We start from the raw sequence: 26,969 nt of genomic DNA, 5'->3' as shown, positions 1-26,969 counted from the left end.
GAGGTCGCGCAGGCCGAACTCGTGACCCTGCCCTACCGGGAGTTGCACAATTCCGGCGCTGCGATCCTGGCGTTGTCGTTGGCACGGCCCATTCTGGTGCCGTCGAATCCGGTCACAGAGGCGCTGCGCACGGAAGCCGGCCGAGGGTGGGTGTACACCTACAGCGGCGCCCTCACCGCCGACCAGCTGGGGCGAGCCCTGGACCGGTGCCGGGCGGAACAGCCCGACAGGTCCGCGCGGCCGGATCTGACCAATCGGGCCTGGCCCGTCGTGGCCGCCAAACACCGGGAGGCGTACGCTGCCGCCTTGGCGCGCATCGGGGCGCGCGCTCGCTCTCGCGGCTCAGCCGCCGAACAACCAGGCGTCGGCGGCGAGTCGCCCATCGACCTCAGGAAGGTCACCGAGAACGGAATCCCGGCTTCGACGGTGCCGCAGCGCGACGTCGAGGGCGCGCGCCCAGTCATCGGGGGCGACTGACGGCTCCAGAGTGGTGTGGCCGTGCGCGGCCAGCCAGGCCGCGAGCCCGGTTTCGGTGGTGGTGACGACGGTGCAGCCGTGGGCAAGGCCCTCGCAGATCGGCAGGCCCACCTGTTCGCGCCACCCGGGCGTTGGTTGCGATGGCAGGATCAGCACGGTGGAACGACGAAGATGCGCGTGGATCTCTGCCCTGCCCGGGTTGATGTGTAGGTCGACGGAGGAATCGGCGTCAGAGAGGGCTCGTGCCTGATCCGCCATCGGGCCGGTGCCGAGGATCGTCAATCGCGCATTCGGCAGGCGTACCTTTAAATAGGGCCACGCGTCGAGTAGCTGCGGGAAGCCCTTGCGCGCGCTGAGGGCACCGAGGAAGAGCACCCGCGGGGTGTCGTCGACTCCCTGGCCCGGGCAGGTGCACGGCGCGGGTAGCGCGAGAACCTCGGCGCTCTGTGCCGGGCCGGGCCGGCTCGAGAAGGCGGCGCCGTAGGTGCGCTGGGCCGATTCGGTGCCGAAGGCCACCCGGTCGAGAGAGGACCAGACGAAGCCGGACAGCAACCGGTGCGCCCGTCGGGTCAGCCTGGCGCGCCCGGATACCGATTGATCGAATGGGTCGGCGTTCTCGATGGCGTAGCTCACGATGCGAGTACGGGGGCCGCCGATCAGGGGCCGCAGGCGCAGCACCGCGATCGCGAGTGCCGTGCGCGGGAGGCTGCGGAGCATGAGGGGCTCGTTGACCTCCAGCTGACGCACCCCCGAACGCGCCAAGAGCCATGCTGCCCGTACCGGGCCGGCCGGGACGAGGTCGAGGTCGCCGGCGAGGGTGCGGTCGAAGTCCTTGCGCGTGGCGCGGTACAAGATCGTGGCCGGCGCCAGGGCATGCGCCCGCTCGAGGTGCGCGGTGCGCACGGTCTGGTAGAGCCGCGCCCGGCCAGCGACGATGGCTGCCACGTCAGGTCCGGGAGTATTCGCTGAAGGTCGCACCGAGCGAGCCAGACACCATGCCTGCGCCCCGAGCGACGGTGCGCATGCCGCGGGAACGATGGACCAGCTGCCCGGTGAGGAATCCGGCAGCGCAGCGCGCCGATCCGGCCAGCAGCCGGGCCGATCCCCTGGCGAGGAGCCCCACTCGCAGGGCAAGCCGGTGACCGGGCGTGGCGGCGTCCAGGCGTACTCGGCTGGACGCATTGCCGATCCGATACGCGCGACGCAGGACCCAGCTCCGGGTGACCCGGTTGGGCGGGACGACGTCGATCACGACGGCTTCGTCGCACCAGGTCATGAGTCCGCCCAGGGCGTGCACCTGCCGGGTGAAGAGGGAATCCGATCCTCCGCTGAGCCCGAATCGGCCGTCGAAGCGGAGACCTCTGGCCTGCACCCAGGCGAGGTCGATCAGCAGATTATTGGTGGCTGCTTCGGTGACGGGAGTGCCCGTCGGCAGACGGCGGCGATCGAAGAATCGGCCGGCCTGCACCCACCGGCTGGGCGGGGTGTCGTACCGCGAGAGGACGGCGCCCACCACGGCGACCGGCCGATAGCGTTCGTACGTGGCCAGCAGCGTGGCCAGCCAGGCCGCGGTGGGGCGCTCGTCGTCGTCGATGAAGACGAGGAGGTCGGCCCTGGTCTCGTCCAGAGCACGGTTACGGGCAGCGGCGATGCCTGGACTGGGCTCGTGCACGTAACGGATGGGCGCATGTCGCGCCTCGGTCATCACCTGCGTGCGTGCCCCGGCGTCCGGATCGTTGTCGACCACCAGGATGTCGACCACCCCCGCAACTCCGTCGATCTGGGTCCGCAGAATCGGCAGGATGTCGGCCAGGTCGTTCGGGCGCCGATAGGTGAGGACGGCGATGGTCAGCCTGCGGGCGGTCGCGCTGTCGGTCATGGCAGCGGCTTGGCCAGAAGGTCGTCGAACCGGGCGGTGACCGGCGTGATGGTGGATGATCCGCCGAGGTAGAGGGCGATTCCGACACCGCCGGGAACCTGCATCGCCGCGGTCGCGTCGGTACCGGTCAGCTGCCAGGCGGCCGGCTCGGCCTGGCCGGCGACCCAGACCTTGGCGCGGAGAGTGGTCGGTGCCGTGCCGGTGACCTGCAGCCGGATCGCCAGCGGCTGGCCGACGGCCGGGGTGAGCCCCGGCACCAGGAGGGACCGCAGTGCGGTGGCACCGCGCATGATCTGCAGTGTCACGGTGCCGTCGGCGTTCAACCGCACCCTGGCCCGGTAGTCGTCAGCCCCGACGGTGCGACCCAGCACCGACACGTAGGTGCCGGATCCGGTAGCGGCCTGCTGCACCGCGGCGACGACCCCGACATCGGTGGCCGTCGAGGAGACTGTGGCCAGTCGGGCGGTCTCCATCGCCCCGACGGCGGGCGAGCGGAGGGTTGCGGTGCCGCTCCCGACGCTGTAATTCGCGCTGGACCCGGTGATCGACCAGGCGCCGCCCACCTCCGCGGTGCCGAGGCCGGTGGCGACGGTGCGGCCGAAGGCATCCCTGGCGAGGTCGGTGCCGGCGGGCGGCGGCGGCGGTGCTGTCACGGTGACCTGTTTCGCGAGGGTGGTGGCGGCGCCATCATCGTCGGTGACGGTGAGGCTCACCGGATAGGTGCCGGCCGCGACGTAGGCGTGGTTGACGGTGGCCCCGGTGGCCGTCGTGCCGTCACCGAAATTCCAGGCGTATCCGGCAATGGTGCCGTCGGAATCGGTGGACCCGGACGCATCCGCTGTCACGGTGAGGTCGGCCGTCAATGTGCTGAAGGCCGCGACCGGGGCCACGTTCGTCGGCGTCGGCGGGGTCGGCGGGGTCGGCGTGGCGCCGGACGGTCCCGCCCAGAGGGTGTCGAACGCTGCCGTCACCGGGGCGGTGGTAGCGGTCCCACCCAGGTACAGCGAGAGCCCGATCGTTCCGGCCTGCTGGAGGGCGGCGGTGGTGTCGGTGGTCGTTGCCTGCCAGTCGGCCGGCTCGGCGCTCCCGGCCCGCCAGACCTTGGCCCTGATGGTCGTCGGCGAGGTGCCCGTGACCTGAACGGCGATGTTGAGCTGGTCGCCGGTGGCGTAGACCAGCCCGGCGATGTTGGCCGTTCGGAGGGTCGTACCGCCGTGCAGGAGCTGCAGTTGCACCGCGCCCCCTGCGGCGACCTTGACCCTGGCGCGGTAGTCGTCTGTGCCGACCTTGCGGCCGAGCACCGACAGGTAGGCGCCAGAGCCCGTGGCGGCTTGTTGCAGGGCGGCGGCAACCCGCACTTCGGTGTCGGTGGCGCTCACCCCCGGCAACGTGGCGGTCACGGTTGCGCCGGCCGCCGGCGCCCGGAGTTTGGCCGAGCCGCCGGACACCGAATAGTTTGCGGTCGAACCGCTCACGGTCCAGGCGCCGCCCCGATCGGCGAGGCCGAGGCCGCCGGTGACCGCCCGCTCGAAGGCATCGGTCGCCAGGGCTGTCACCACCGGAGCCGCCGCAACGGTGACGGTCTGCGCTGTGCTGCCGCTCGCACCGGTGTTGTCGGTCACGGTCAGTCCGACCTCGTACTCCCCCGCGGTCGCGTAGGTGTGCTGGGCGGTGGCGCCCGTTGCCGTCGCGCCGTCGCCGAAGGTCCACGCGTAGCCGGCGATCGTGCCGTCGGCATCCACGGAAGTGGCCCCGTCGACGGTCACGGCGAGGTTGGCGGCCGTGAGCGTGAAGGCGGCCGTTGGCGCCTCGTTCACGGGCAACGCCGTCGTGGTGACCGGATGGCTGATCGATTGGGTGGCCCCGTCGTTGTCGGTCACGGTCAGGGTGACCGAGTACGTTCCTGCGGCCGCGTAGGTGTGATCGGCCGTGGCACCGGTGGCGGTGGCACCGTCCCCGAACGCCCAGGAGTAACCGGCGATGGAACCGTCCGGGTCAGCGGATGCGGTGCCGTCGACGGTGACGGCCAGGTGGTCGACAGTGCTCTCGAAGGCAGCCGTCGGGAGAGTGTTCTCCGGTTCGCCCGCCGTGCCGGTGGTGAAGTGGTTGCGGATCACCGTCGCGCCGATGTCGCGGGAATACACGGCGACCTCGTCGATGACGCCGGCGAAATACGGGCTGCTCGAGCTCCAGGTGGGATCTCCACCGACCCGCCAGTAGCCGGAGTACGACTGCGCGGAGGTCTGCGGGTTGGTGCCGACGATGGCGCCGTCCACGTAGAGCTTCATGCCGTCGCCGGATTGCACCGCCACCACGTGGTGCCGGCGGCCGTCGTTGTAGGCGGTCGGCGTGGTGATCGTGTTCGTAGCTCCGGTCCAGGTACCGAAGACCAGGGTGCCGTCGTCCTGCAGGTAGACGTGCCTGTCGTAGTTGCCGGAGAGGCCGGTTTGCTGGTCACCGAATCCGATGATCTTGCCACCCTGGGTGCTGGTGGTGGAGAACCAGGCCTCGAGGGAGTAGGTGCGCGGGTCGCTCACCTGCACAGTGCTGCTGACGATGCCGGTACTGAAAGTGGCCGCGGTGTCCGGCGTTCCGGTGACCAGGCCGGCCGCTCCCTGGCTGACCTGGCCGGAATACGTGCCGGGGGTCAGTGAGCGTGATGAGTCGGCCGCGACGGTGCCGGAGCTCTCGCCCAGCCGCCAGTACAGGTCGGGGTCGGCGTTGTAGACCGACTTGCCGTAGGCATCCGTCGGTGCCGCGGGGGCGGACGAGGTGCGGCCGGAGGCTTCGTAGTGTGCGATCACCTGGGCCAGGCTCAACGGGGCCGGGTACACGGAGACCTCGTCGATGTCGGCGGCGATGAAGGCGGTCGAGGGCTGGTTCGGCCAGCCGCCGATGTTGTCACCGCCGATGCGCCAGTAGCCCGAGTAGCCCTGGGCGCTGGTCACGTCGGCGCGTTGGGCAATCCGTTTGCCGTCGACGTAGAGCGCCATTCCGGCGGACCCGAGGGTCGCGACCACCTGGTGCCACTGGCCATCGTTGTACGACGCGGAGCTGTTCACGGTGCGCACGCCGCCCGGGTAGACGCCGAACCAGATCTTGCCTGAGCCGTCCATGTAGACGTGCCGGTCGTACGACGACGAGGTGCCGGTGCGGCTGTCACCGAAACCGACGATCTTGCCGCCGGTCGTGCTGGTGGTCTTCACCCAGGCTTCGACGCTGAACGTGTCAGTGGACGGTTGGGCCGTGTCGGTCACCGCGTAGCCGGTTGCGCTGCCGTCGAACCGGGATGCAGTGCCGGAGTGGCCGATCACGGCACCAGGGACTCCACGGGTCACGCCGGCCTGGACGGTGGCGTCGATTCCGGTGGCCCAGTCGAATGCTGCGGTTCCGCTGGCCTCGCCCAGCGGCCAGTACGACGTCGCCGAGTCGGCGAGGACTGCTTCCGCGTACGAGCTCAGGCTGCCGTCGGCGGCGACGGTGACCGCCACGGAATTACCGGTCTTGGAGTTTCCGAGCGGGTCGGTGACGCGCAACCGATAGGAGTAAGACGCACCGTTGGTGAGACCGGAGTCCGTCCAGCTGAGGGTCGGCCGGTTCCAATCGCTGGACGCGGCCACGAGCGTCTTGACGACCACGCCGTCGCGGAGCACCTCATAGCTGAGCTTCTCGTTGTCCCGGTCGTAGTTGGCCGGCCAACTCAGCCGGGCGCTGCCCGCCACGAACGAGGCGACCGAGGGCACAAAATCTGCTCCGGTGAGCCGTGGGCCCTCCTTGTTGGGGGCGATGGCGGTTGAAGCGAACCGCACCAGGCCTTGCTGCTTCTTGTTGTTCACGATGGTGAACTCACCGCCGTAGAGCACGTAGTCGTCATTGGCGGCGACGTTCCACGGTCCCTGGCCCTGCCCGGTGTAAGTACCCGTGTTGATGTCGGGGTAGAAGGTGAGCAGGCTCGGCCTCGGGGTGCCGGCGAAGTTGTAGTAGCCGAGCGGGTCAGCGGTGATGGTGCCCGTAGCCTGCATCCCGAAGGCAAGGGTGCGGTGATAGGTCCACGGGTTGGCCTGCGGGAACCCGCCGATGTTGCCGCAGTAGTGCGGATGTCCGGTCGTGTAGACCACGTCGTGGACCGGTACCGCGGAGTAGGTGTCGCCGTGGCAGTCTTCCAGCCAGATCAGGGTGCCGTCCTCCCAGCTCGCCCGGAACGTGCCCTCGAGGTTGCCGCCGGTGCCGAAGACGTAGCCGGTACCGAAAACGCCCTCGGCCGACGACGTGAGGCTCAGGATGGATGCCTGCGGGCCGCCGTTCCGAACCAGGGAGTTCACCTTCCAGGTCAGCGATGCGCCGGTGACGGCGTCGGTTGCGGCCATGCCGTAGCCGGGGTCGGAGCTGCCGTTGTAGGCCGTGAAGCTGCCGCCGACGATGACTTTCGTGCCGTCGGGCGAGACGGTGAGTGCGTTGATGCCGCCACCGGTCGGGGTGCCGGTCCACGCCTTGAGGGCGCCGTTGCTGGTCGCGAACGCGGCGAGGCCTTCACGGGCGACCCCGTTGGCCGAGGAGAAGATGCCGCCCACGTACACCGTCGACGCCGTCATGCCCAGCGTGGTGACACGCGCGTTGACCTGGGGGGCCCAGGACGTGACGAGGGCTCCGGTCGCGGTGCTGATCGCCGCCACCCGGTACCTGGTAACACCGCCGACCTGCGTGAATGTGCCGCCGAGGTAGAGCCGGCTTCCATCGGGCGAGGCGACGAGGGAGCGCACCGTGCCGTTGACGTTGGGGTTGAACGAGGCGGTCAGGACACCCGTGCTGAGGTCATAGGCGAGGAGGTTGTTGCGCACCACCTCGCTGGTGCCGGCAGCGGCTCCGGCCGGCCGGGCCCTGGTGAATTCCCCGCCGACGTACACGGTGTTGCCCACGATCACCTGGGACCAGACCACGCCGTTGATCTGCGTCGTCGGGAGGGCGTCGGCCGCAACGGTCTTGGGTGTTCCGACCGAATCCGGCGCGGTGTCGGCCCGGGCGGGCGGCGCCGACAGCACCAATCCCCCGACGAGGGCGGCCACGGCCACCACCGCTGTGAGCAGCGTGCGCAGCCTGCCGCCGGCGTTCGGACGGGCGAGCAGGGACGGGGAAAGGGCCGGAGCGCCCATGGAGGCCTCAGTTCGGGTCGGGACCGTGGCCTTCGGGTGGCCACCGCACGGTGTGACTGTAGTCAGGAAGATTCAGCGTTCGATGTCCCCAGTTCGGGGCGAATGCCGCGCGTGCGGCGGGGCGCCGGAAGAGGCCTATCGCGGGGCTGAGCCCTCGAAGACCACGATGGGAACGCCGACGACGTAGTCGACGCCGATCTTGACCTGGTCACGTTGCTCGGTCGGTACCGCGAAGACGAAGACGCCCGTGACGGTGGCGCCGGCGGCGACGGTCTCAGGCAGGGGTATCCCGCCGGGTTCCCGCAGATCGACCATGGGCAGCTGGTCGGCTCCGGCGTACAGGTTGACCACGGTAGCCGCGAGCGACACCTCGGCATCGGTGTCGTTGCGCATGGTCAGGGTGAACCGTAAAGCGGGTCCGCCCACCTCCCCCGGGCCTTGGGCGACGCCGTCGACGGCTTCGAGGGAATCGATCCCGAAGACAACGCCGGGAACCGGAGCGACCTGCTCGGTCAGCGGAACAGGGCGCAGCTCGGCCAGCGGCGCCACCTCGACCGGGGCTTCGGATTCCTCGGGGGCTGGGGCATCCGTGCCAGGCGCCGCGCTCGGTGCCGGAACAATCGTCGCGGGCGGTTCGGTGGAGTCCGGTGCCGCGGCGGGATCGGACGCGGACGCTTCGGGGCTCGCCGCCCCCGTGGCTCCGGAAACCGGGGAACCGCCTCCCTGGGAGACCCAGAAGGTCGCGCCGAGAAGCAGGACCGCCGCCGTGATCACTCCCGAGAGCCCGAGCCGCTGCCACCGCCGGTTGGGCTGGTTGTCGGGGGGCGTCGGGGAATCTAATGCCATGGTCGGGCTCCTGCCGCTGAGGCCACTTCGCGTCGGTGAGCCGATCGGTTAGCTCGTGCTGTCATTTAGGCACGGTCTTGCCGACCTGCCAAGGGGCGTCACCGGGCGGTCGTCGCCGTCGGCGTGACTGCGTCCTCGGCGGGCAGCTCAACAGTGGTCTCGAGCGGCACGACGTCAGGTGCCGGCGGGTCTGCCGGTTCTGCCGGAGAGTCGGCCGGGGGCTCGGCCGGATCGACAGGTGCCGGCAAGGACGGTGTCGGGCTGGGCGTGGCGGTGGACGGCTTCGGTACGGTGCCCGTCGCCGGGGTGTCGCCCGTCGGTTCCTGCGGGGACGGAACCGTGGGCACGGCCTGCTCCGGAGCCGGGTCGATCTTCGGCGCCGGGTTCTCTGCCGGCGGCGCAGTCACATCGACCGACTGGGTGATGCTGAGCTTCACCCCATCGGCGTCGGTGGCCGTGAGCGTCACCGGGTAGCTGCCCGCCTGTGCGTACCGGTGGCCGGCCGTGACACCGGCTGCGGTGGCTGTGTCACCGAAGTCCCAGGCGTAGCTCACGATAGGAGCTCCGGATGCTGAGGTCACCGAGGTGGCGTCGACGGCCACGTCGAGGCCGGTGATCGTTGCCTGGAAGGCCGGGGCCGGGGCGGCTTGGCGCTTCGCGGCGGCGCCGTTGGCTACCGTCACGCTCGCGGCGTTGCCGGTCTTTGTGTTGCCGAACGGATCGGTCACCTTGATCCGGTACGAATAGGTGCCGCCGGCCAGGCCGGTTTCGGTCCAGCTGAGCGCGGGTCGCTTCCAGTCCATCGACCGGCCGGTGAGGGTCTTGACCGTCACGCCGCCGCGCTGCACGGCGTAGGTGAGCAGCTCGTTGTCCCGGTCGTAGTTGGAGGTCCAGGCCACCGTGACCGATCCGGAACTCGGTGTGGTGAGAGTGGGTACGAAGTCAGCGCCGGCGAGCCGAGGTCCTTCCTTGTCCGGCGCGATCGCGGATACAGCAAACCTCACCAGACCCTGCTGCTTCTTGTTGTTGACGATGGTGAATTCTCCGCCGTAAAGCACGTATTGAGAATTCGCGGTCACGGTCCACGGTCCCTGACCCTGGCCGGTATAGGTGCCGGTGTTGATGTCAGGGTAGAAGGTCAGCAGCGACGGGCGTGGCTTGCCACCGAAATTGGAGTACCCCGGCACCGTGTTGGTCGCGACCGTGCCGGTGGCGTTCATCGAGAAGGACACCGTGCGATGGTACGACCGGGGGGTGGTCTCACCGAAGCCGCCGATGTTGCCGCAGTAGTGGGTGTGGCCGGTGGTGTAGACGACGTCGTTGGTCGGCGCGGCCGAATAGGTATCGCCGTGACAGTCCTCGAGCCAGGTGATGGTGCCGTCGGCCCACGTCGCGCGGAAAGTGCCCTCGAAATTGCCGGTGCTGCCGAAGTCGTAGCCGGTGCCGAAGACCCCGGCGCTCGTGGACGTGAGGCTGAGAATGGCGGCTTTGGCGCCGCCGTTGCGCACGACGCTGTTCACCTTCCAGGCCGAAGGCGCACCGGTGGTCGCGTTCGTGGCCACCATGCCGTAACCCGGGTTGGTGCCGCCGTTGTAGGAGGTGAAGGCGCCACCGACGATGACCTTGGTGCCGTCGGGTGAGACCGTGATGGCGTTTACTCCGCCCCCTGCAGGAGTGCCCTTCCAGGGCTGCACCGCGCCGTTGGAGGTGGCGAAACTGGCCATGTACGGGCGGGCCTGCCCGCCGGCAGAAGTGAACGCGCCGCCGGCGTAAACCGCTGTGTTGCTGATGCCCAGGGCGCTGACCCGACCGTTCACCTGCGGAGCCCAGGACGTGACGAGGGCGCCAGACGAGGCGGTGAATGCGGCGAGCCGGTAGCGGGAGACGCCCCCGACCGAGGTGAAGGTGCCGCCGGCGTAGACCCGCGAGCTGTCCGTGGCGGCGACCAGGGCACGGACAGCCCCGTTGACGTTGGGATTGAACGAGGTGAGCACCCCGGTGCTGAGGGTGTACGCCAGCAGGTTGTTACGGACGACCTCATTCACCCCGGCGGCGGACCCCGCCGGGCGGGCGCGGGTGAACTCACCACCGACGTAGACCGTGTCGCCGACGATCAGCTGGGCCCACACCACTCCGTTGATCTGCGGGGTGGGCAGGGCATCGGCCGCGACGGTGGCGGGCGTACCCGCATCCGGTGGAGCGGTGTCGGCCAGAGCAGGCGCTCCGGTGAACGTGGCTGCGATAGCGAGGACGACGACGGTGCCAAGTGCGAGGAGCGAGTGCCGGGCGCGTGAAACCATCGGTCAGCCTCATCCGTGGGGGCCGACCATCGATGGCCGGCGCGATGTGGCAAGTATATGATGATTGCTCAACTTTACTGACCCCTCTTCGGGTGCGGGTCACCATGCAACCGAAGATCCCCGCATGCCAGGCGCGCGGGGATCGACGGTTCAGCAGGCCAGACGGCCGGGGATCAGCCCTTGTGGACGGAGACCAGGGTCTTGTCCGGCACGTAGTAGTTACGGGCCAGGTCGATCTTGGTGGTGGACTTCGCGATGATGGCGCAGTTGCTCACCTTGGTGTCGCGGCCGAAGGTGTTGTCGGCGATCTTGACGCCCTGCACCGGGCCGTAGGACTTCTCGGCGATGTTCACCGTGCAGCCTCCGCCGTTGGCGTAGTTGCCGGTGAAGGTGAAGTTCGAGACCTTGCCGGTGTCCTGGGTGATCTGGATACCGGAGTTGAACGCACCACTGATGTTGTTGTTCACAACCTTGATGTTGTCGCCCTTCTGGATCTGGATCGAGTCGTCGTGGCTCGGGCTGCCGCCGTGGTTCGGGTCGCTGGAGTAGTGCAGGTTGTTGTGCAACCAGGACTTCTCGATCACGACGTTGCCTCCGGTGAGGTGGACGCTGTCGATCACGCCATGGATGTTGACCCGGGTGGCGGTGAAGTTGTAGCCGTAGATACCCATCGCATACGGAGACGCGGTGGACGGGAACAGCTCGGTGTCGACGATCTTCAAGCCGGACTGGCCGCCGAGGTTGTTGATCAGCGGGGCGACACCGGTGAGGGCGCGACCGCGGATGACCGAGTTCTTGATCGTCACGTTGGGAGCGCTGATCTTGACCAGGCCACGGATGTCCTGTCCGTCGATGACGGTGCCGGCCTTGGTGATGTTGAGGTCACCGTTGTGCACGGTGAGCTTGGTGCCGGCGGGAACGCCGGTGTTGGAGCCGCTCGGGGTGCCGGTCGCGGGTGCCGCCGGAGCGGGTGCGGGAGCTGGCGCAGGCGCAGGCGCCGGGGTCGGCGCGGGTGCCGGGGTGGACGAGGCCGTCTTGAAGGTCACACCGGTCGCGGTCAGCTTGACACTGGCCTGACTGCTGGTCAGGGTGAGCTTGCCGTTGTTGCCGGCGTGCAGGGGCAGCGTGACACTGGCGGAGGGCTTGGCGTCCTTGGCGACGGTGTAGACGGACTGCTGGCGACCGTCAGGGCCGATGGAGGCCTTCACCTCGGTGCTCTGCCAAGCACCGGCGGCGGCCAGGTTGAACGTCACCGACGTCGAGCCGGCCGGCACGCTGCCGAGGCTGATGGTCTTCTGACCGCCGGACGGAACGACGACGGCTTCAAGCGAACCTGCCGCCGCGGGTGCTGCTGCGGGCGCGGCCGGAACACCGATGTTGGTGACAGTGGTGTTCACGCGCACGCTGGCCTGACTGCTGGTGAGGGTGAGCTTGCCGTTGTGCCCGGCCTGCAGGGGCAGGGTGAGGGTCGCACTCGGCTTGCCATCCTTGGTGGCGGTGAAGGCGAGCTTCTGGGCACCGTTGGGGCCGATGGAGGCCTTGACGTCGGTGTTCTGCCAGGCGCCCGCACCGTCGAGTTTGAGGGTGACCGAGTTCGCGCCGGCAGGAAGGCTGCCGAGCGAGATGGTCTTCTGACCGCCAGAGGGCACGACCACTGATTCGAGCGCTGTGGACACGGCAGCCTTGACGGCTGACGCGGCCGACGCCGACGCTGTGGTTGCCGTCGCTGCCTGGGCGGGGACGGCGGCGAAGCCGGTGAGTCCGATGACCACAGCAAGGGCTGCGGAGGCGGCGAGAAGCGGCCGCTTGGTGAATGATGCCCCTGTGGTGCCGGTCGAAGACCGGTCGGGGGCGGAGGAGGTCGTCTTTTTCGACGACGAAGAACGCAAAAGTGTGGAGATCATGAAGGTTGTGAGTGATTTCTGATGGTGCACACGTTCGGGACATGCGGGATGGAGCAACCGTAGGGGGCCACCGATCGTTGCTCCAGCTTGACTCACCGAACTCCAGACGTCAAACGCTTACATGAGTTTCCAAGGTTTTAGGCGCACACAGCCTTGGCAAGAAGGACGTGTCTGGCTACTGTCCCATACACCACGCTCCCTCCAGGACCACCACCGGCTGCAGCCGGTGTGAGCGAAACGAGAGCCACCAGATGAGTGCTGACAGCCGGGTAGGGCACCGAGAACGCACCGGCCGGGTCGGCTACGCCGCCGGCGCATTCGACCTGTTTCACGTGGGCCACCTGAACATCCTCCGGCAAGCCCGGTCGGCATGCGATTACCTGATCGCGGGCGTAGTTTCCGATGACATGCTCGTGCTGACCAAGGGCGCGCCGCCCATCGTGCCGCTGGCGGAGCGGCTCGAAATCGTGAGCCACATCAGCTTCGTCGATGAGGCCGTCGCCGAGACGGTGCCAGACAAACTCGACACCTGGCGAGAGCTGCGCTTCGATCTCTTCTTCAAGGGCGACGACTGGCGGGGCACGCCGCGGGGCCTTTTGCTCGAGCGGGAATTCGCCGCCGTGGGGGTGGACGTGGTCTATTTCCCCTACACAATGCACACCTCGAGCACCGCCTTACGGCGCGCGCTGGAAGCGCTTTCGGCTCCATCACGGTTTGGAGAGACCCGGGCCTGACCCATCCGGGCTCGGTAGTGGCGGCGTGATCAGGCCACCGGCCGGGCGCAGGTGGCGCGGCTGACGTTGTCGTACCCAGGAGGCCACCGGAACGTCGAACAGGCCGGGGACCGCCCCGGCATAACGGAAGACGGCGAGCGCCAGGCTGATGGCCGCAATGGTGAGCAGAAGCGGCAGGACAACAGCAACACCCTCGCTCAGCGGTGGCGCAACCGCCACGATAACGGCAGCGGTCAGGATCATCGGGAAGGTGTGCACGAGGTAGATGGCCAGCGTGCGGGTGCCCAGGTTTCGCAGCCAGTCGAAGGCCGCCAGCCGGCCGAGCACAGCCGCGACCGTGATGCCGACTGTCACCGCGAGCACGCTCGTGGCCAGCAACACGAACGGCACCGTCGACAGGTCGAGGCGCACCACGACGATGGTGACGGCAGCGTACAACAGCGTCGCGAGCAAGGCATGCCACCAGCGGACCGCTGGGACCAAGCGCCGCACTCTGGGCCCCAGCCAGATAGCGGCGATGAAGAACACCAGGTAGCGCCCCATCTTGTCCCAGGGCGTGCCGGTGTGCAGCATCGTCGACCCGAATCCGGCGGCGAGGAGGGCCGTCAGTGCCACCTGGACGGCCGGCGGCCAGCGGCGTATCAACCAGGCCAGGGCGAAGAACAGCGGCAGGGCGTAGATGAACCACAGGTTCGAGTTGGGCCGCACGAACAGGGTGAGAAGATCGAGCGGGCGGGCATTGGCCGGGGCCGCGCTGATCGGCGGCACGACCAGGAGCACGATGGTCTGCAGGGCCACCCAGACCACATACAGGTAGAGCAGTCGCAGCATGCGGGTGCGAAAGAGCGCCCCGAACGGCAGGGTGATCGCCTTGGCGGCCAGGATTCCGGACATGAAGAAGAACAGGGGCATGCGGAATGTGTCCAGTAACGGGTTCATCCTGGCGAGCGGCCCGGTCACCCCGGCCCCCTCGAGGTACATCACCGAGTGGAACAGCACCACCAGGATGATGGCGATGCCCTTGGCGACGTCGATCCAGGTCTCCCGCACGGTCTGCGGTGCATGCACGGCACTCACTGCGGCTCCTGCGCGTGCCGCGGCGCCCGGCGGCGCCCGGCCCGGGCCGTGGACCGGTCGCCGATTCGCAGCACGGTCGGCGGAGGCTGATAAAGGTACCGGAGTGGAGTGGGTGCCGCAGCCCGATTGAGCCAGAGGGCGAGGGCGACCGCGATGGCGGCGAGGACCGGCGGCACTCCCCCGGCGACCGGCGCGAGTACCGGGAACAGCAGCGGCGTGGACAGCACGAAGGAGAGCAGGATGATCAGGGGGGTGTGGGCGAGGTAGATCGGTAGGGTGGTGCGACCAATGGAGGCCAGCCGGGGAACGCCGGCCAGGACGCGGCTGATGCTCACACCGGCCACCACCCCGATCAGGCAGTTCGCGAAGTACAGGCCGGGAACGGTTCTGAGGTCGAAAACGGCGACGGTGGTCGACAGAACCGCCCACAGGGCGACGACGCCGGCCGCCAGAGTCGGCGGGATACTGCCCAGCCTGAGGATGACCGGGCGCAGATAGAGTCCGGCGAGGAAGAAGAACAGATGGCGGGCGGACCCGCTCCAGCCGACGTTGGCGGTCTCCCAGCCGCTGAGGGCGACCATCGAGACCACGCCGGTGAGCGCGAGTTGCACCCGGTAGTCCACCCGTCTGGCCAGTTTCGCCGCCACGAAGAACAGTGCCAGCGCCCAGATGAACCAGAGTTCGAAGCGTGGGGCGACCGGCGAGACGAGCAGGGCGAGCAGGCTTTGCCTGACACCGACGCCCTGGCCCCTGAGGCTCAGTCCCAGCATGAAGACGACCGACCCGATCACCTCCCAGATCAGGAATACCCAGACATACAGGCGCAGCTTCGAGTTCCATAAGTGGTTCCAGGGCACCGCGAGCCATTTGGGGGCGAAGAGGCCGGCCAGGGCGAAGAACAGCGGCATCCGCATCGAGGAGAGTGCGTCGTTGATCTCTCGCCAGTAGGGGATGTCGAAGCCGGCCCCCAGCAGCCAGCTCGCCGAGTGGTACAACGCCACGAGCAGGATCGCGATGCCCCGGCCGGTGTCGATCCAGCCGATGCGGGCGGCCGGCTGCGTCGGCGGCGGGTTCGATGGCACTCCGGTCACCGGAGTCTCCCCGAGTCGGCCGCTACCGGTTGCGGTTGCGGGTCGCGGCGGAGCATGACCAGGCCGATGGTGATGATGATCAGGGTCGCCGAACTGTACAACGGGCCGAACAACAGCGCCCACAGCAGTTTGATGCCTAGGTAGATCACCACGGCCGCCGCGGTGCCGGAGCCCACGGCGTGACCGAGCCCGCGCAGGATGAGCACGACGAACGCTGCGGCGAGGGCAAGTCCGGCCAGGCCGAACCACGCCCACAGGTCACCGATGATGGAGTGCAACTCGACGTGTCCGCCGAACATGTAGACGTCGACATAGTTGTTGTTCGGGTCGTAGCCGATCGCGCTCAAGCCCGTCTTGGCGGCGAGGATGTCGTGGGCGTTCGGAGCGGTGCCGGCCCCGAACCCGATCGGCTGGTGCGCCATGAGCGCTGCCGTGGCCGCCAGCTCTGGCCGGCCGCCGAGGATGAGGGACCCTGAGGTCTGCATCTGAGCACTGCTGCGCAGTTGGGTGTCCTGGCCGAGTGCGCCGTCCAGGATCAGGGCCTGGCCGAGGTTGTAGACCACAAGCGCGAGCACGCCCAGCGCCAGCACGACCCTGGCGGCCGACACGGCGCGAGTGCGGGTGCCCGGCCGGAGCTGCCAGAGCACCAGCAGGGCGGTGAAGAGCAGGATGGCAAAAGAGGACCTGGCATCCGTCACGGCGGCAATGGCAGTGAACCCGACCACCGCGACGAGTTCGAGCCACCGGCGGCCGGTCAACCTCGCCACGGCCAGCACGATGATGGTGAGGGCCACCGAGTAGCCGAACCGCCACGGATTTGCCGCGTAGAGATCGCTGCCGGGCGAGACGCCGAACAGCAGTCCGACGCCGAACCACAGGGCCACCTGGGCATCCGGGAGCACCGTGCGGCACCAGAGCACGAACCCGATCGAACAGAGGATGCCGGCCAGGCCGACACAGATGGTGACGGCTTGGCCCGGCGCAGTCTCATGCGACGAGGCAGAGAACACCGTGAGCCAGACGCCTCCGAGGATGGCGAGCGCACCGATGCCGAGGAGGGCCGTCGCGCCCTGGAAGTGCCGGACCACTGGCAGCCAGAGCGGGACGAGGGCGGCGGCCGCGAGATAGCCCACGGTGAGGCCCTGCGACAACTCGACCCGCATGGCCAGCACGATCAAGACGCCGACGGCGAGGACGCGCACCACGATGAGCGCGCGAGCCGTATCCCTGGACCGGCCGGGTTCCAGCGGCGGAGCGACGGGCAGCCGCCGGGTGGGAACGGCGGCCCGGCGCGCACGGTGCGATCGAGCCTCTGCCGTCATTCTCGCCGCCCGCCCCTGGCGCACAATCCGGCGAGCCGGATGCTCGCCGTGATGGGCCGTTTCGAGCACACCATAGAGCGCCATCCCAGGCACAACAAGGGCGGATCCGCGCTGCGGGGGCCGATGGCCCCCGAACGTGGGCGGTATCCGCGCCCGTCTGGCCCGGGTACTGTGTGCGGCCTCAGGGCTCGTCGATCCGCGACGCCCGGCCGGCGCCAGGGTCGGTGGCGAGACGTGGGAGGTACAGCCGTGGCCGGTCGACTCGCCAGGGGCCTGTCGGGGTTGCGGCGCGACCCTGCGGCCACGCTGGAGCGCCTCCGGCTGGAGCTGCGGCTGCGACTCCTCTCCGCACGGTGCCGGTACGGCCGCCGCCGGGTGACGGGCTCGGGGGCGGCAGTGGTCAATCTCACCAGCTATGGACACCGCATCGACACCGTCTTCTATTCGATCGAGTCGATCGCCCGGGGTGCGGTGCGTCCCCGTCGTCTGATCCTCTGGCTGGACGAGGCCGACGTCGTGGCGGATCCACCACCCGCCCTGCGTCGCTTGATGGAACGCGGCCTCGAAGTGCTCTGGTGTGCGGATTACGGTCCGCATAAGAAGCAGTACGCCTACGCGACCACCATGGCCTCGGCCGAGTTGCCCCTGGTTGCCGCCGACGATGACGTGCTCTATCCCCGGCTGTGGCTGGCCGATCTGCTCGCCGCGCATGCCAGGCACCCGGAGGATGTGCACGGCCATCGCGCCCACCGGGTCGAGTTCGACGGTGCCCGGTTGGCGCCGTACAAACGCTGGAGCGCATGCACCGGAACGGAGGCCAGCTTTCGCACCCTGTGCACCGGTGTGTCCGGCATCCTCTACCCCCCTGCCCTGCTCACCGCCCTGGCCGCGGAGGGTGAGGAGTTCACCCGGCTCGCGCCCTGGGCCGATGACATCTGGGTGCACTCCGTGATGGTGCGGCACGGTTTCCGGGGGCGCCAGGTCGCACCTCGGCAGGCAGAATACATCGCCATTCCCGGCACTCAGCGGGGCACGTTGTATGGCCGGAACGTGCTGGGCGGCGGCAACGACGCCCAGATCGCGGCGTGCTTCGGGCCGGAGGAGCTGAGCCGGATGCGCGCCGACGAGCCGGCGACGACGGCTGCCGGCCGCGCCGCCGAACCGGGCGCCCATGTCGGCTAAGCGGCAGCGGCGGGCGGTACGGGCAATGCCTGCTGGCCCGGCCGGGCCGCCGGGCCGGACGGGGGTGTTGTCGGGCAATATGTCGATCGCCCTGATCGGCAACGCCTTCCCGCCCCTGGTCGCGCTGTTCTCCGGCCCCATCCTCGCGCAGGCCCTCGGGGTACAGGGCCGCGGCGAAGTCGCCGCCGCGACGGCGCCGCTGGCGTTGGTGGTGACCCTGGCGACCTTCGGCATTCCGGAGGCGGTGACCTGGGCTGTCGCCCGCGCGCCGCATCTGGCCAGGAACGCTGCCCGGCGCGGTCTGCTGCTGCTGACCCTGGCCGGGCTGATCGCGATGGCCGCGGTGTTCGCAAGCTCGTCGTGGCTGAGCGGCGGTTCGCCCGTTGTCGCCCAGCTGATCCTGGTGGCGTCGTTGGCGATAGTGCCCAATCTGCTCGTGGGGGTGCTGCGCGGTGTCGCCTCCGCCACGCAGAGCTGGCGGTTGGTGGCGACCGAGCGCATCGTGACGTCGTCGTTGCGACTGCTCGTGCTTATTCCGTTCTGGCTGACCGGCACCCTCACCCCGCTGGTGGCCACGCTCACCGTCGCCGTGATGCCGGTGTGCGGGGCGTTCGTCTACATCGGCCGTATGCGGAGCCTGGCGCCGCGGGCGACCGAGGTGCCGCGGATGGCCCGCACCAGCGGGTTGCTGGGCTACGGCGTGCGGGTGTGGGTGGGGTCACTCTCCGGCATGCTGCTCTCCCGCATCGACCAGGTGCTGATGACCCCGCTGGCCGACACCTACCAGCTGGGGTTGTACGTGGTCGCGGTCAGTGTGAGCGAACTGCCGCTGATCATCAACCAGGCCGTGCGGGACGTGACCTTCGTGACCGACGCGGCGGAGTCGGTGGACGAGCGGCTCAGTGCCTCGGCCCGCATCTCCACTTTCCTCTGCGGCCTGGCCGGCCTGGCACTGGGCGTGAGCATGTTGTGGTGGCTGCCGTTCCTGTTCGGTGAGGGTTTTGTCGACTCGTTGCCGGTCGCGGCGGTGCTGCTGGCCGCCGTGGTGCTCGGCACCCCGGGGTCGATCGGCGGTTCAGGGCTGAGCGCCAGGGGCCGGCCGGGTCTTCGCAGCCTGTCTCTGACGATCGCCTGCCTGGTCAACATCGGCCTGCTCGTGCTGTTGGCGCCGGTGCTGGGCGCGATGGGGGCCGCGCTGGCCACGCTGGTGGGCAACCTGCTCTCGAGCAACCTCAACCTGTATTTCCTGGCGCGCAGCTTCGGCATCAACCCGCTCACCTTCTACGGACTGCGCCGGAGCGATCTGGCCACGCTGGGCAGGTTCGCCCGCCGGTACACCGACAAGCTGGCCCGCCGCATCCGCTGAGCGCAGGCAGCGGGCCCGGTCAGTGCGTCAGCGCGCGAAGCGGTCGGTGGCGTCGAGCAGCGCGGCCCGGATGCCCGGCTCCTCGAACGAGTGCCCGGCGTCGGGGATCAGCTGGAAGTCGGCCTCCGGCCAAGCCTGGTGCAGTGCCCAGGCGGTGAACGCCGGGGTGCACATGTCGTAGCGGCCCTGCACGATCACGCCGGGGATGTCGGTGAGCTTGGTCGCATCCCGGAGCAGCTGTTCGGGCTCGAACCAGCCCTTGTTCATGAAGTAGTGGTTCTCGATGCGGGCAAAGGCCACGGCGAAGGACGGTTCGGTGAACCGTTCGATGGTCGCCGGGCTCTGCAGCAGGGTGATGGTGGACGATTCCCAGGTGGACCAGGCCACGCCGGCGCGCTCACGCACGGCCTGGTCCGGGTCGTGCAGCAGTCGGCTGTACGCCTCGATCAGGCGACCGCGCTCGGCAACGGGTACCGGGGCAACGAAGCCCTCCCAGAGGTCAGGGTAGATCGCCGCGGCGCCACCCTCGTAGAACCAGTCGAGCTCGATCGGGCGCAGCGTGAAGATGCCGCGCAACACGAGTTCGGTGACCTTGTCGGTGTGGGTTTCGGCGTAGGCCAGGGCGAGGGAACTGCCCCACGAGCCGCCGCAGACCAGCCAGCGGTCGATGCCGAGGTGCTCGCGAAGTCGCTCGATGTCGGCGACCAGGTGCCAGGTGGTGTTGGTGGAGAGGTCGGCGTCGGGGGCGCTGGCGTGCGGGGTGCTCTGGCCGCACCCGCGCTGGTCGAAGAGCACGATGCGGTACTTCTCCGGGTCGAACACCCGTCGCTGAGTGGGGCTGGATGCGCCGCCCGGACCGCCGTGCAGGTAGACCGCCGGCTTGCCGTCCGGGTTGCCGGAGACCTCGTAGTAGATGCTCTGACCATCACCGACGTCGAGCATGCCGGTGTCGTACGGTTCGATCTCAGGGTAGAACTCTCTCATGCTGCGAGCCTACGGCCAGAGACTCCGTCCCGGCCGGTGGCGAGTCCTCCCGGCGCGCCCCGGCCGGCGCCGGTCAGGCGTCGCGGCGACGCAGCAGCACGGCGGCGCCGGCCAGGGAGACCGCGACCCAGCCGAGCACGATGAGCAGGTTCTGCCAGGCCTCGAATTCGGACGGGCCGAACTGTTCGAGGCCGAACATGGCCAGGCCGGCGGTGGAGATCAGGTAGGGCAGCGATTCTGCGGCCCACTCGGCCGGGATCATCGCCAGCATGATCGGCAGCAGCAAGAGGATGCCGAGGGCAGCGGCGATGCCGCCGGCGCTCGAGCGCAGCATGGCCCCGACACCGAGCGCGAATACCGCCACCAAGGCGAGGTAGAGCGCTCCGCCCAGGAGCGGGAGCAGCAGGTCAGGGTCGGTCAGACTGGCACTGACGCCCTTGCCGCCGAGGACCGACGCCGCCACGAGGTAGGAACCCACGGTGGTGACCAGGCCGACGACGAAGGTGCAGACGAAAAGCACAACGGCCTTCGCGGCCAGCATGGGCAGGCGCCGCGGTGCGGCGGTGAGGCTCGAACGGATCATGCCGGTGCTGTACTCCCCACTAATGGCGAGCACACCGAGCACGGCCACGACGAGCTGACCGAAGAAGACCCCGAAGGTCGCGGCCTGGGCCAGCAGCGTCGCCTGCGCATCCGCCGGCACCGGGCTGCCACCGAAGTCGATCGAGACGGACATGAGCAACGCCATGCCGAACGAGATCAGGACGACCGTGGCGTACGACCAGATCGTGGAGCGGACGGAGCGCAGCTTGATCCACTCCGACCGGAGCAGACCGGGAAAGCTCAGGCCGGAGCCGGTGGGAACGAAGACGTGGACGGATGCCGGGGCGGTGGTGGTCATCGGACACTTCCCTGGAGGTCGGAGGCGGTCATGGCGGCGGCGTGTTCGGCGGCGGGGTCGCCCGGCGTTCCACCGGTGCGGTATTCGACGTCGTTCTGGGTGAGTGCCATGTAGGCCTCCTCGAGCGACGCGCTGATCGGAGTGAGTTCGTGCAGGGCGATTCCGGCCCTGGCGGCCTGATTGCCGATCTCGGCGGCGGTGATGCCGGAGATCACCAGCTGGTCGATGCCGGTACCGGTCACGGTGACATCGGCCCGCTGGAACAGCGCGCTGAGCTCGGCGGCGTATGGGGTACGCACCCGGACGGTGTTCTGGTTGGCCGCACCGATCAGCTCGGCGACGGGCGCATCAGCGATGACCTTGCCACGGCCGAGCACGATCAGGTGGTCTGCGGTGACGGCCATCTCGCTCATCAGGTGCGAGGAGAGCAGGATAGTTCGGCCCTCGGCGGCGAGGTTGCGCACCAGATGACGCACCCACTGCACACCCTCCGGGTCGAGCCCGTTGACGGGTTCGTCGAGGATCAGGGTGGCCGGGTCGCCCAGCAGGGCCGCGGCGATGCCGAGCCGCTGGCCCATGCCGAGCGAGAATCCGCCGACGCGTTTGCGGGCGACGGATTCGAGCCCGGTGAGTTCGATGACCTCCTTCACCCGGCTGGCCGGAATGGAATGGGTGGCGGCCATGGCGAGCAGATGGTTGTAGGCGCTGCGACCGGTGTGGATGGCCTTGGCGTCCAGGAGCACACCGACTTCTCGCAGCGGCGCCTTGTGCTCGCGGTACTGCTTGCCGTTGACGGTGACCGAACCGTGGCTGGGCCGGTCGAGGCCCACGATCATGCGCATGGTGGTGGACTTGCCGGCGCCGTTCGGGCCGAGGAAACCGGTCACCCGGCCGGGCTGCACCGTGAAGTCGACGGCATCGACGGCGGTCTTACTTCCGTAGCGCTTGGTCAGGGATTCTGCGTGGATCATCCGGTACCTGTCCCTCTCATCTCAGAAGGAACGCATGCCGCGTCACCCCCACAGACGACGATATGGGCACCGCGTCGGCGTCGGCATCAGCCCAGCGGATGGTTCTGGCGCACCACCCCTCATCCGCTCGCCTGACCCACCCCCAGTCCGGGTGGGGCCTGCGGGTTCAGCGGCGGGGGGCGGGCTTTTCGAGGACGGGGGCGGTGCCGGCGGCGCGCTGGTCGCGGTAATACTGGCGGGCTTCGACCTGGCGCACCCGCTCTGCGCCGGAGGCGATCGGCGCCCGCAGGTGCTCAGGGGCGTAGCCGAACGCGTCGACCAGGTCGAGGGCGTGCGGGCGCAGCCGCGCGATGATGCGGTCGATGTAGGCCGTCACCGCCAGTGCCCGCTTGCCCGACAACCGGCCGTTGATCAGGTACCAGGCGGCGTGCTCCTCGATCAGGCGCAACCCGAACAGGTCGCGCAGCCAGGTGAGAACCTGCCGGGTGCCGGCGTCTTCCGTGGTCTCCACGGCCCGGGTGAACGCCTCCCACTGCAGCAACTCGGCGTGCGCGCGGGCGGCTTCGATGAGCTCGTTCTGGTGCGAGTTGAACAGGGCCGCCGCTTCTTTCTTGGGCAGCTTGGTGGTGTTGCGGAGTGCCTGGGCGATCCCGGCGATCATGCTCTCGACCCGGTCGGTGAGCAGCGCCCGCTGAGTGGCGGTCTCCCGCAGTTGGCCGACGCTGCGGGCGGTGGAGCCGAAGTCGGCCACTGACTGGCCGAGCCGGCGTAGGCCCGTGCCGTGGTAGGCCCGGCCGGCGGTCTGCTGCACGACGTATCGGGCGAGCGCGCCGGCATCCGCACCGGCGAATTTGCGGTTGTAGTCGGTGAGCAGCCGTTTGGCCACGAGCTGGAGGAGCACGTTGTTGTCGCCCTCGAAGGTGGCGTAGACGTCGAGGTCGGCGCGGAGGCCCACGAACCGGTTCTCAGCCAGGAACCCGGCGCCGCCGCAGGCCTCGCGCGCTTCCTGCAGGGTGTCCAGCGCGTTCCAGGTGGAGAGCGGTTTGAGGGCGGCGGCGAGGGTCTCCAGGTCTTGCCGGTCGACATCAGTGTCGGCGGTGCCGCTGAACACTTGGTCGAACTTGACCAGGAATTCATCGTGCGCGAAGGTCTGCGCGTACGCCGTGGCCAGCCGGGGGATGAGCCGGCGCTGGTGGCGCTGGTAGTCGAGGATGACCTCTTCGTCGGTGTCGCTGCCGGCGGTGAACTGGCGGCGTTCGCTGCCGTAGCGGATGGCGATGGTGAGGGCGAGCGCGGAGGCCTGGGTGGCGGCACCGTCGAGCGAGACCCGGCCCTGCACCAGGGTGCCGAGCATGGTGAAGAAGCGCCGGCCGGGGCTGCCGATCGGGCTGGTGTAACTGCCGTCCTCGGCGACATCGCCGTACCGGTTGAGGAGGTTCTCGCGGGGCACCCGCACCTGGTCGAAGTGCAACCGGCCGTTGTCGATGCCGTTCAGGCCGCCCTTGAGGCCATCGTCCTCTCCGCCGATACCGGGCAGGAAGGCGCCGGATTCGTCGCGCAGCGGAACGTAGAACGCGTGCACACCGTGGTTGACACCCAGGCTGACCAGTTGGGCGAAGACGACGGCGGCGATGCCGTCGTTGGCGGCGTTGCCGAGGTAGTCCTTCCAGGCGGCGCGGAACGGGGTTTGTAGCACGAAGTCGCCCGCCTCGACGTCGTAGGTCGCGGTGGTGCCGATCGCGGAGACATCCGAGCCGTGGCCGGTCTCGGTCATCGCGAAGGCGCCGGGCACGTCCAGGCTCATGATGCCGGGCAGCCACTTCTCGTGGTGCTCCCTGGTGCCCAGGTGCAGCACGGCGGCGCCGAAGAGTCCCCACTGCACGCCGGCCTTGATCTGCAGGCTCGGGTCGGCGGTGACCAGTTCTTCGAAGCCGGCGATATTGCCGCCGTGGTCGTCAAAGCCGCCGAGCGCGGCCGGGAAGGCACGGTGCACGTGGCCGTTGTCGGCGAGGACCTTCAGCTGGCCGAGCACGCGCTCGCGGTGGGCGGCCATGGAGAGGCCCTCGACGCGCTGCAGCTCTGGCCGGGCGGTCAGCTCGCGGGCGTTCAGCCGCACCTGTGCCCAGGTGCCGAGCAGCTTGTGCGTGAGCAGTGGCAGGTCGATGCGCGGGGCATCCGGATCGCCGGCGACCCGGACGGGCCCCGTGTCGGTCTCGACCGCGTTGGGGCGGGAGTCTGAGGAGCGCTGGGCAGTGTCAACCATCATTGGTCCTTACGTCTACGCGCGGCTGTTGAGTGTTCGACCACGTTAGGTCGACCGGCTCTCAGGCGGAAATAGTGCGTGACGGGGCTACAAAGACGGGTGCGGCGGCACGCGGTGGGACTGTAGCTCTTCTACAAGAACGCGGTGCCTGCACCTGCGATGGGCGACAAAGATGGGCCGATGCGGGGGCGGCCCGACCGGGTCAGTCGCTCGCCGCCACGACCTCGAGCAGGGCTTCGCCGTAGGAGTCGAGCTTCTTGGCGCCGACGCCGGTGATGCCGTCGAGATCGGCCAGGGTGCGAGGCTTCGCCGCCGCGACGGCCACCAGGGTGGCATCACCGAAGACGACATACGCGGGCACGCCCTGCTCCTTGGCGGTGGCGCTGCGCCAGGCGCGCAGTGCCTGGAACAGAGCCTCCTGGTCGGGGCTGAGTTCGGCCAGCCCGGCCTTCGCGGTAGCAGCGCGGGCCGCCGGGGTTCGCTTGACCGGCCGGTCGGGTTCGCTGCGCAGCTGCACCGGGCGGGAGCCGGCGAGCACCTCGCCGGCGGCCTCGGTGAGGATCAGGGTGCCGTACTCACCCGAAGTGGCGATGAAGCCCTGGGCGAGCATCTGCCGCACCACGCCGCGCCACTGCTGGTCGGTGAGATCGGCGCCGATGCCCCAGGTGGCCAGCTGCTCGTGGTGGTGCTGGGTGGTGCGCGGGGTGGTCTTGCCGCGCAGGATGTCGATGAGTTGACCTGCGCCGAAGCGCTGGTTGCGTTCCCGCAGCAGGCGCACGATCGTGGAGAGCAGCTTCTGTGCCGGCACTGTGCCGTCCCAGGCCTCCGGCGGCACCAGGCAGGTGTCGCAGTTGCCGCACGGTTCGCTGGCCTGGCCGAAATAGCGCAGCAGGTTGACCCGCCGGCAGTGCACGGTCTCGCAGAGCGCGAGCATCGCATCGAGGTGCGCACTCATCTTGCGCCGGTGGGCGAGGTCGCCAGGCGATTCGTCGATCATGCGGCGCTGCTGCACCACGTCTTGCAGGCCGTAAGCCAGCCAGCCGGTGGAGGGCAGGCCGTCGCGGCCGGCCCGGCCGGTCTCCTGGTAGTAGCCCTCGACGGACTTGGGCAGGTCGATGTGCGCGACGAAGCGCACATCCGGCTTGTCGATGCCCATGCCGAACGCGATGGTGGCGACGATGATGACGCCCTCTTCGCGCAGGAACCTGGACTGGGTGCGGGCCCGCAGGCCCTGGTCGAGACCGGCGTGGTACGGGTAGGCGTTCAGGCCGTTGGCGCGCAGGAACTCGGCGGTCTGCTCAACGGTCTTGCGACTGAGCGCGTAGACGATGCCGGCGTCGGTGGGGTGTTCGGTCTTGATGAAGTTGAGGAGTTGTTTGCGCGGCTCGGCCTTGCCCACGATGCGGTACTGGATGTTGGGCCGGTCGAAGCTGGCGACGAAGTGCTGCGCCTGGCCCATCTGCAGGCGCTCGGTGAGCTCTTTGTGGGTGGCGTCGGTGGCCGTGGCGGTGAGCGCGATGCGGGGCACATCGGGCCAACGGTCGGCGAGCTCGGACAACGCGAGGTAGTCGGGCCGGAAGTCGTGCCCCCACTGGGAGACACAGTGCGCCTCGTCGATCGCGAACAGGGCGATGGTTCCGCGGTCGAGGAACCGTTTGGTGGCTTCGTTGCTCAGCCGCTCCGGGGCGACGTAGAGCAGGTCGAGGTTGCCGGCCAGGTAGTCACGTTCGACCTGGCTGCGGGCGGCGGAGTCCTGGCTGGAATTGAGGAACGCGGCGCTCACGCCGACGAGGGTGAGCGCATCCACCTGGTCTTGCATGAGCGCGATCAGCGGGGAGATCACGATGCCGGTGCCCTCGCGCACGAGCGACGGGATCTGGTAGCAGAGGCTCTTGCCGCCACCGGTGGGCATGAGCACGACGGCGTCGCCGCCACCGATGAGCTGGTCGATGATCTGGGCCTGCTCGCCGCGGAACGAGTCGTAGCCGAAGACGGTGTGCAGGGCTTCGGCGGCGGTGGCGAACTTGGCGGTGGCGCGTTTGGGAGGCGGCGGGGCGAGCAGCGTGGCGCCACCGGCGGGCGGGGCGTAGTCGCCGAAGTCGACCGGACCGGAACCCGCTGGGGCTGATGCGCCCTGCCGGGCGGCGGGCGCAGCGGAGCTACCCGAACCGTAGGGGTCTGGGGGCGGTGGGGCATCGAAGTCGTCCGGTGGCTCGAACTCGTCAGGATCCCACGGTATCTCGGCGTTCCAACTCACCCGCCAACTCTACCCGCGCCCACCGACGCCACCGGGCGACGTGCCAGCGTGTGCACAACCGCTGACGCAGCNCGCGAGAGCGGTGCTGTGGTTGCCACAGGTCGCTGAGGCGACCGTTACACCGCTCTCGCGGGATGCAGCTCTCGCGGAGAAGGAGCTCGCGCGGAGAACCACATTCGCGAGAGCGGTGCTGTGGTTGCCACAGGTCGCTGAGGCGACCGTTACACCGCTCTCGCGGGATGCAGCTCTCGCGGAGAAGGAGCTC

18 protein-coding genes are annotated in these 26,969 nt (G+C 69.1%); 4 read left to right on the top strand and 14 right to left on the bottom strand.

Annotated features, from left to right (window positions below):
* Positions 1–342: 342 nt before the first annotated feature.
* From CTB96_RS19740 to CTB96_RS20410, 6 genes are all read right to left on the bottom strand, one after another.
* Positions 343–1,422, bottom strand: a complete 1,080-nt coding sequence (locus CTB96_RS19740) for a glycosyltransferase family 4 protein (protein ID WP_110128667.1) — start codon at positions 1,420–1,422, stop codon at positions 343–345.
* A gap of 1 nt (position 1,423) precedes the next feature.
* Positions 1,424–2,356, bottom strand: coding sequence for a glycosyltransferase family 2 protein (locus tag CTB96_RS19735; protein ID WP_110128666.1), 933 nt, complete (start codon positions 2,354–2,356; stop codon positions 1,424–1,426).
* Positions 2,353–7,506 carry a PKD domain-containing protein gene (locus CTB96_RS19730; RefSeq protein WP_110128664.1) on the bottom strand — a complete coding sequence of 1,718 codons (5,154 nt, stop codon included), beginning with the start codon at positions 7,504–7,506 and terminating at the stop codon, positions 2,353–2,355. Before CTB96_RS19730 ends, CTB96_RS19735 begins: the two co-directional genes overlap by 4 nt.
* 135 nt (positions 7,507–7,641) lie before the next feature.
* The gene (locus CTB96_RS19725) at positions 7,642–8,352 is read right to left on the bottom strand and encodes a hypothetical protein (RefSeq protein ID WP_110128663.1); all 711 of its coding nucleotides are present in this window, start codon (positions 8,350–8,352) and stop codon (positions 7,642–7,644) included.
* Between the two features lie 98 nt (positions 8,353–8,450).
* Entirely contained in the window at positions 8,451–10,652 is a 2,202-nt protein-coding gene (locus CTB96_RS20945; protein ID WP_110128662.1) for a PKD domain-containing protein, read from the bottom strand.
* A 173-nt stretch (positions 10,653–10,825) separates the two neighbouring features.
* A complete protein-coding gene (locus CTB96_RS20410; RefSeq protein ID WP_146215871.1) occupies positions 10,826–12,301 on the bottom strand; it encodes a right-handed parallel beta-helix repeat-containing protein in 1,476 nt (491 codons plus the stop codon).
* A gap of 19 nt (positions 12,302–12,320) precedes the next feature.
* Here CTB96_RS20410 and CTB96_RS19700 point away from each other — a divergent pair, with 19 nt between their 5' ends.
* Both CTB96_RS19700 and CTB96_RS19695 read left to right on the top strand, forming a co-directional pair.
* Entirely contained in the window at positions 12,321–12,578 is a 258-nt protein-coding gene (locus tag CTB96_RS19700) for a hypothetical protein (RefSeq protein ID WP_110128657.1), read from the top strand.
* Positions 12,579–12,807: 229 nt separating this feature from the next.
* Entirely contained in the window at positions 12,808–13,290 is a 483-nt protein-coding gene (locus tag CTB96_RS19695) for an FAD synthase family protein (protein ID WP_110128655.1), read from the top strand.
* Here CTB96_RS19695 and CTB96_RS19690 read toward each other — a convergent pair.
* From CTB96_RS19690 to CTB96_RS20655, 3 genes are read right to left on the bottom strand one after another with little or no spacing between them, the layout of a single operon-like run.
* The gene (locus CTB96_RS19690) at positions 13,264–14,367 is read right to left on the bottom strand and encodes an acyltransferase family protein (RefSeq protein WP_181397373.1); all 1,104 of its coding nucleotides are present in this window, start codon (positions 14,365–14,367) and stop codon (positions 13,264–13,266) included. The two genes, CTB96_RS19695 and CTB96_RS19690, sit on opposite strands and share 27 nt — an antisense overlap.
* Positions 14,364–15,458 carry an acyltransferase family protein gene (locus tag CTB96_RS19685; protein ID WP_181397372.1) on the bottom strand — a complete coding sequence of 365 codons (1,095 nt, stop codon included), beginning with the start codon at positions 15,456–15,458 and terminating at the stop codon, positions 14,364–14,366. Before CTB96_RS19685 ends, CTB96_RS19690 begins: the two co-directional genes overlap by 4 nt.
* Positions 15,455–16,780, bottom strand: coding sequence for a hypothetical protein (locus tag CTB96_RS20655; RefSeq protein WP_181397371.1), 1,326 nt, complete (start codon positions 16,778–16,780; stop codon positions 15,455–15,457). The genes CTB96_RS19685 and CTB96_RS20655 overlap by 4 nt, the downstream gene beginning before the upstream one ends.
* 249 nt (positions 16,781–17,029) lie before the next feature.
* Between CTB96_RS20655 and CTB96_RS19680 the strand changes: the two genes are divergently transcribed.
* Together CTB96_RS19680 and CTB96_RS19675 are read left to right on the top strand one after the other, a co-directional pair.
* Positions 17,030–17,962 (top strand): hypothetical protein, encoded by a 933-nt coding sequence (locus CTB96_RS19680; RefSeq protein ID WP_146215870.1) that lies wholly within the window; start codon positions 17,030–17,032, stop codon positions 17,960–17,962.
* 25 nt (positions 17,963–17,987) lie between these two features.
* A complete protein-coding gene (locus CTB96_RS19675; RefSeq protein WP_181397370.1) occupies positions 17,988–19,328 on the top strand; it encodes an oligosaccharide flippase family protein in 1,341 nt (446 codons plus the stop codon).
* Positions 19,329–19,355: 27 nt separating this feature from the next.
* Here the strand turns inward: CTB96_RS19675 and pip are convergent, their stop codons facing one another.
* The 5 genes from pip to recQ all read right to left on the bottom strand — a co-directional run bounded on the left by pip (position 19,356) and on the right by recQ (position 26,704).
* Complete coding sequence (pip, locus tag CTB96_RS19670; protein WP_110128650.1) at positions 19,356–20,312, bottom strand: prolyl aminopeptidase; 957 nt, start codon at positions 20,310–20,312, stop codon at positions 19,356–19,358.
* A 73-nt stretch (positions 20,313–20,385) separates the two neighbouring features.
* Positions 20,386–21,213: an ABC transporter permease gene (locus CTB96_RS19665; RefSeq protein WP_110128649.1), complete on the bottom strand. Its 828-nt coding sequence runs from the start codon at positions 21,211–21,213 to the stop codon at positions 20,386–20,388.
* Entirely contained in the window at positions 21,210–22,184 is a 975-nt protein-coding gene (locus tag CTB96_RS19660; RefSeq protein ID WP_110128647.1) for an ABC transporter ATP-binding protein, read from the bottom strand. The genes CTB96_RS19665 and CTB96_RS19660 overlap by 4 nt, the downstream gene beginning before the upstream one ends.
* A gap of 166 nt (positions 22,185–22,350) precedes the next feature.
* A complete protein-coding gene (locus tag CTB96_RS19655; protein WP_110128835.1) occupies positions 22,351–24,447 on the bottom strand; it encodes an acyl-CoA dehydrogenase family protein in 2,097 nt (698 codons plus the stop codon).
* 202 nt (positions 24,448–24,649) lie between these two features.
* Positions 24,650–26,704 (bottom strand): DNA helicase RecQ, encoded by a 2,055-nt coding sequence (recQ, locus tag CTB96_RS19650; protein WP_219993322.1) that lies wholly within the window; start codon positions 26,702–26,704, stop codon positions 24,650–24,652.
* Positions 26,705–26,969: the final 265 nt, after the last annotated feature.

Origin of the sequence: Cryobacterium arcticum (genome assembly GCF_003185895.1) — a bacterium.
Lineage (GTDB): Bacteria > Actinomycetota > Actinomycetes > Actinomycetales > Microbacteriaceae > Cryobacterium > Cryobacterium arcticum.
Note: the sequence above shows the minus strand (reverse complement) of the source record. Positions and strands in the feature narration are given on the sequence as shown.

What these genes read in the sequence shown, in the direction of transcription:
- CTB96_RS19735 (WP_110128666.1), bottom strand. Translation starts at nt 2,356, where the DNA reads ATGACCGACAGCGCGACCGCCCGCAGGCTGACCATCGCCGTCCTCACC.
- CTB96_RS19730 (WP_110128664.1), bottom strand. Translation starts at nt 7,506, where the DNA reads ATGGGCGCTCCGGCCCTTTCCCCGTCCCTGCTCGCCCGTCCGAACGCC.
- CTB96_RS19725 (WP_110128663.1), bottom strand. Translation starts at nt 8,352, where the DNA reads ATGGCATTAGATTCCCCGACGCCCCCCGACAACCAGCCCAACCGGCGG.
- CTB96_RS20945 (WP_110128662.1), bottom strand. Translation starts at nt 10,652, where the DNA reads ATGGTTTCACGCGCCCGGCACTCGCTCCTCGCACTTGGCACCGTCGTC.
- CTB96_RS19695 (WP_110128655.1), top strand. Translation starts at nt 12,808, where the DNA reads ATGAGTGCTGACAGCCGGGTAGGGCACCGAGAACGCACCGGCCGGGTC.
- CTB96_RS20655 (WP_181397371.1), bottom strand. Translation starts at nt 16,780, where the DNA reads ATGACGGCAGAGGCTCGATCGCACCGTGCGCGCCGGGCCGCCGTTCCC.
- CTB96_RS19675 (WP_181397370.1), top strand. Translation starts at nt 17,988, where the DNA reads ATGCCTGCTGGCCCGGCCGGGCCGCCGGGCCGGACGGGGGTGTTGTCG.
- pip (WP_110128650.1), bottom strand. Translation starts at nt 20,312, where the DNA reads ATGAGAGAGTTCTACCCTGAGATCGAACCGTACGACACCGGCATGCTC.
- CTB96_RS19665 (WP_110128649.1), bottom strand. Translation starts at nt 21,213, where the DNA reads ATGACCACCACCGCCCCGGCATCCGTCCACGTCTTCGTTCCCACCGGC.
- CTB96_RS19660 (WP_110128647.1), bottom strand. Translation starts at nt 22,184, where the DNA reads ATGATCCACGCAGAATCCCTGACCAAGCGCTACGGAAGTAAGACCGCC.
- CTB96_RS19655 (WP_110128835.1), bottom strand. Translation starts at nt 24,447, where the DNA reads ATGGTTGACACTGCCCAGCGCTCCTCAGACTCCCGCCCCAACGCGGTC.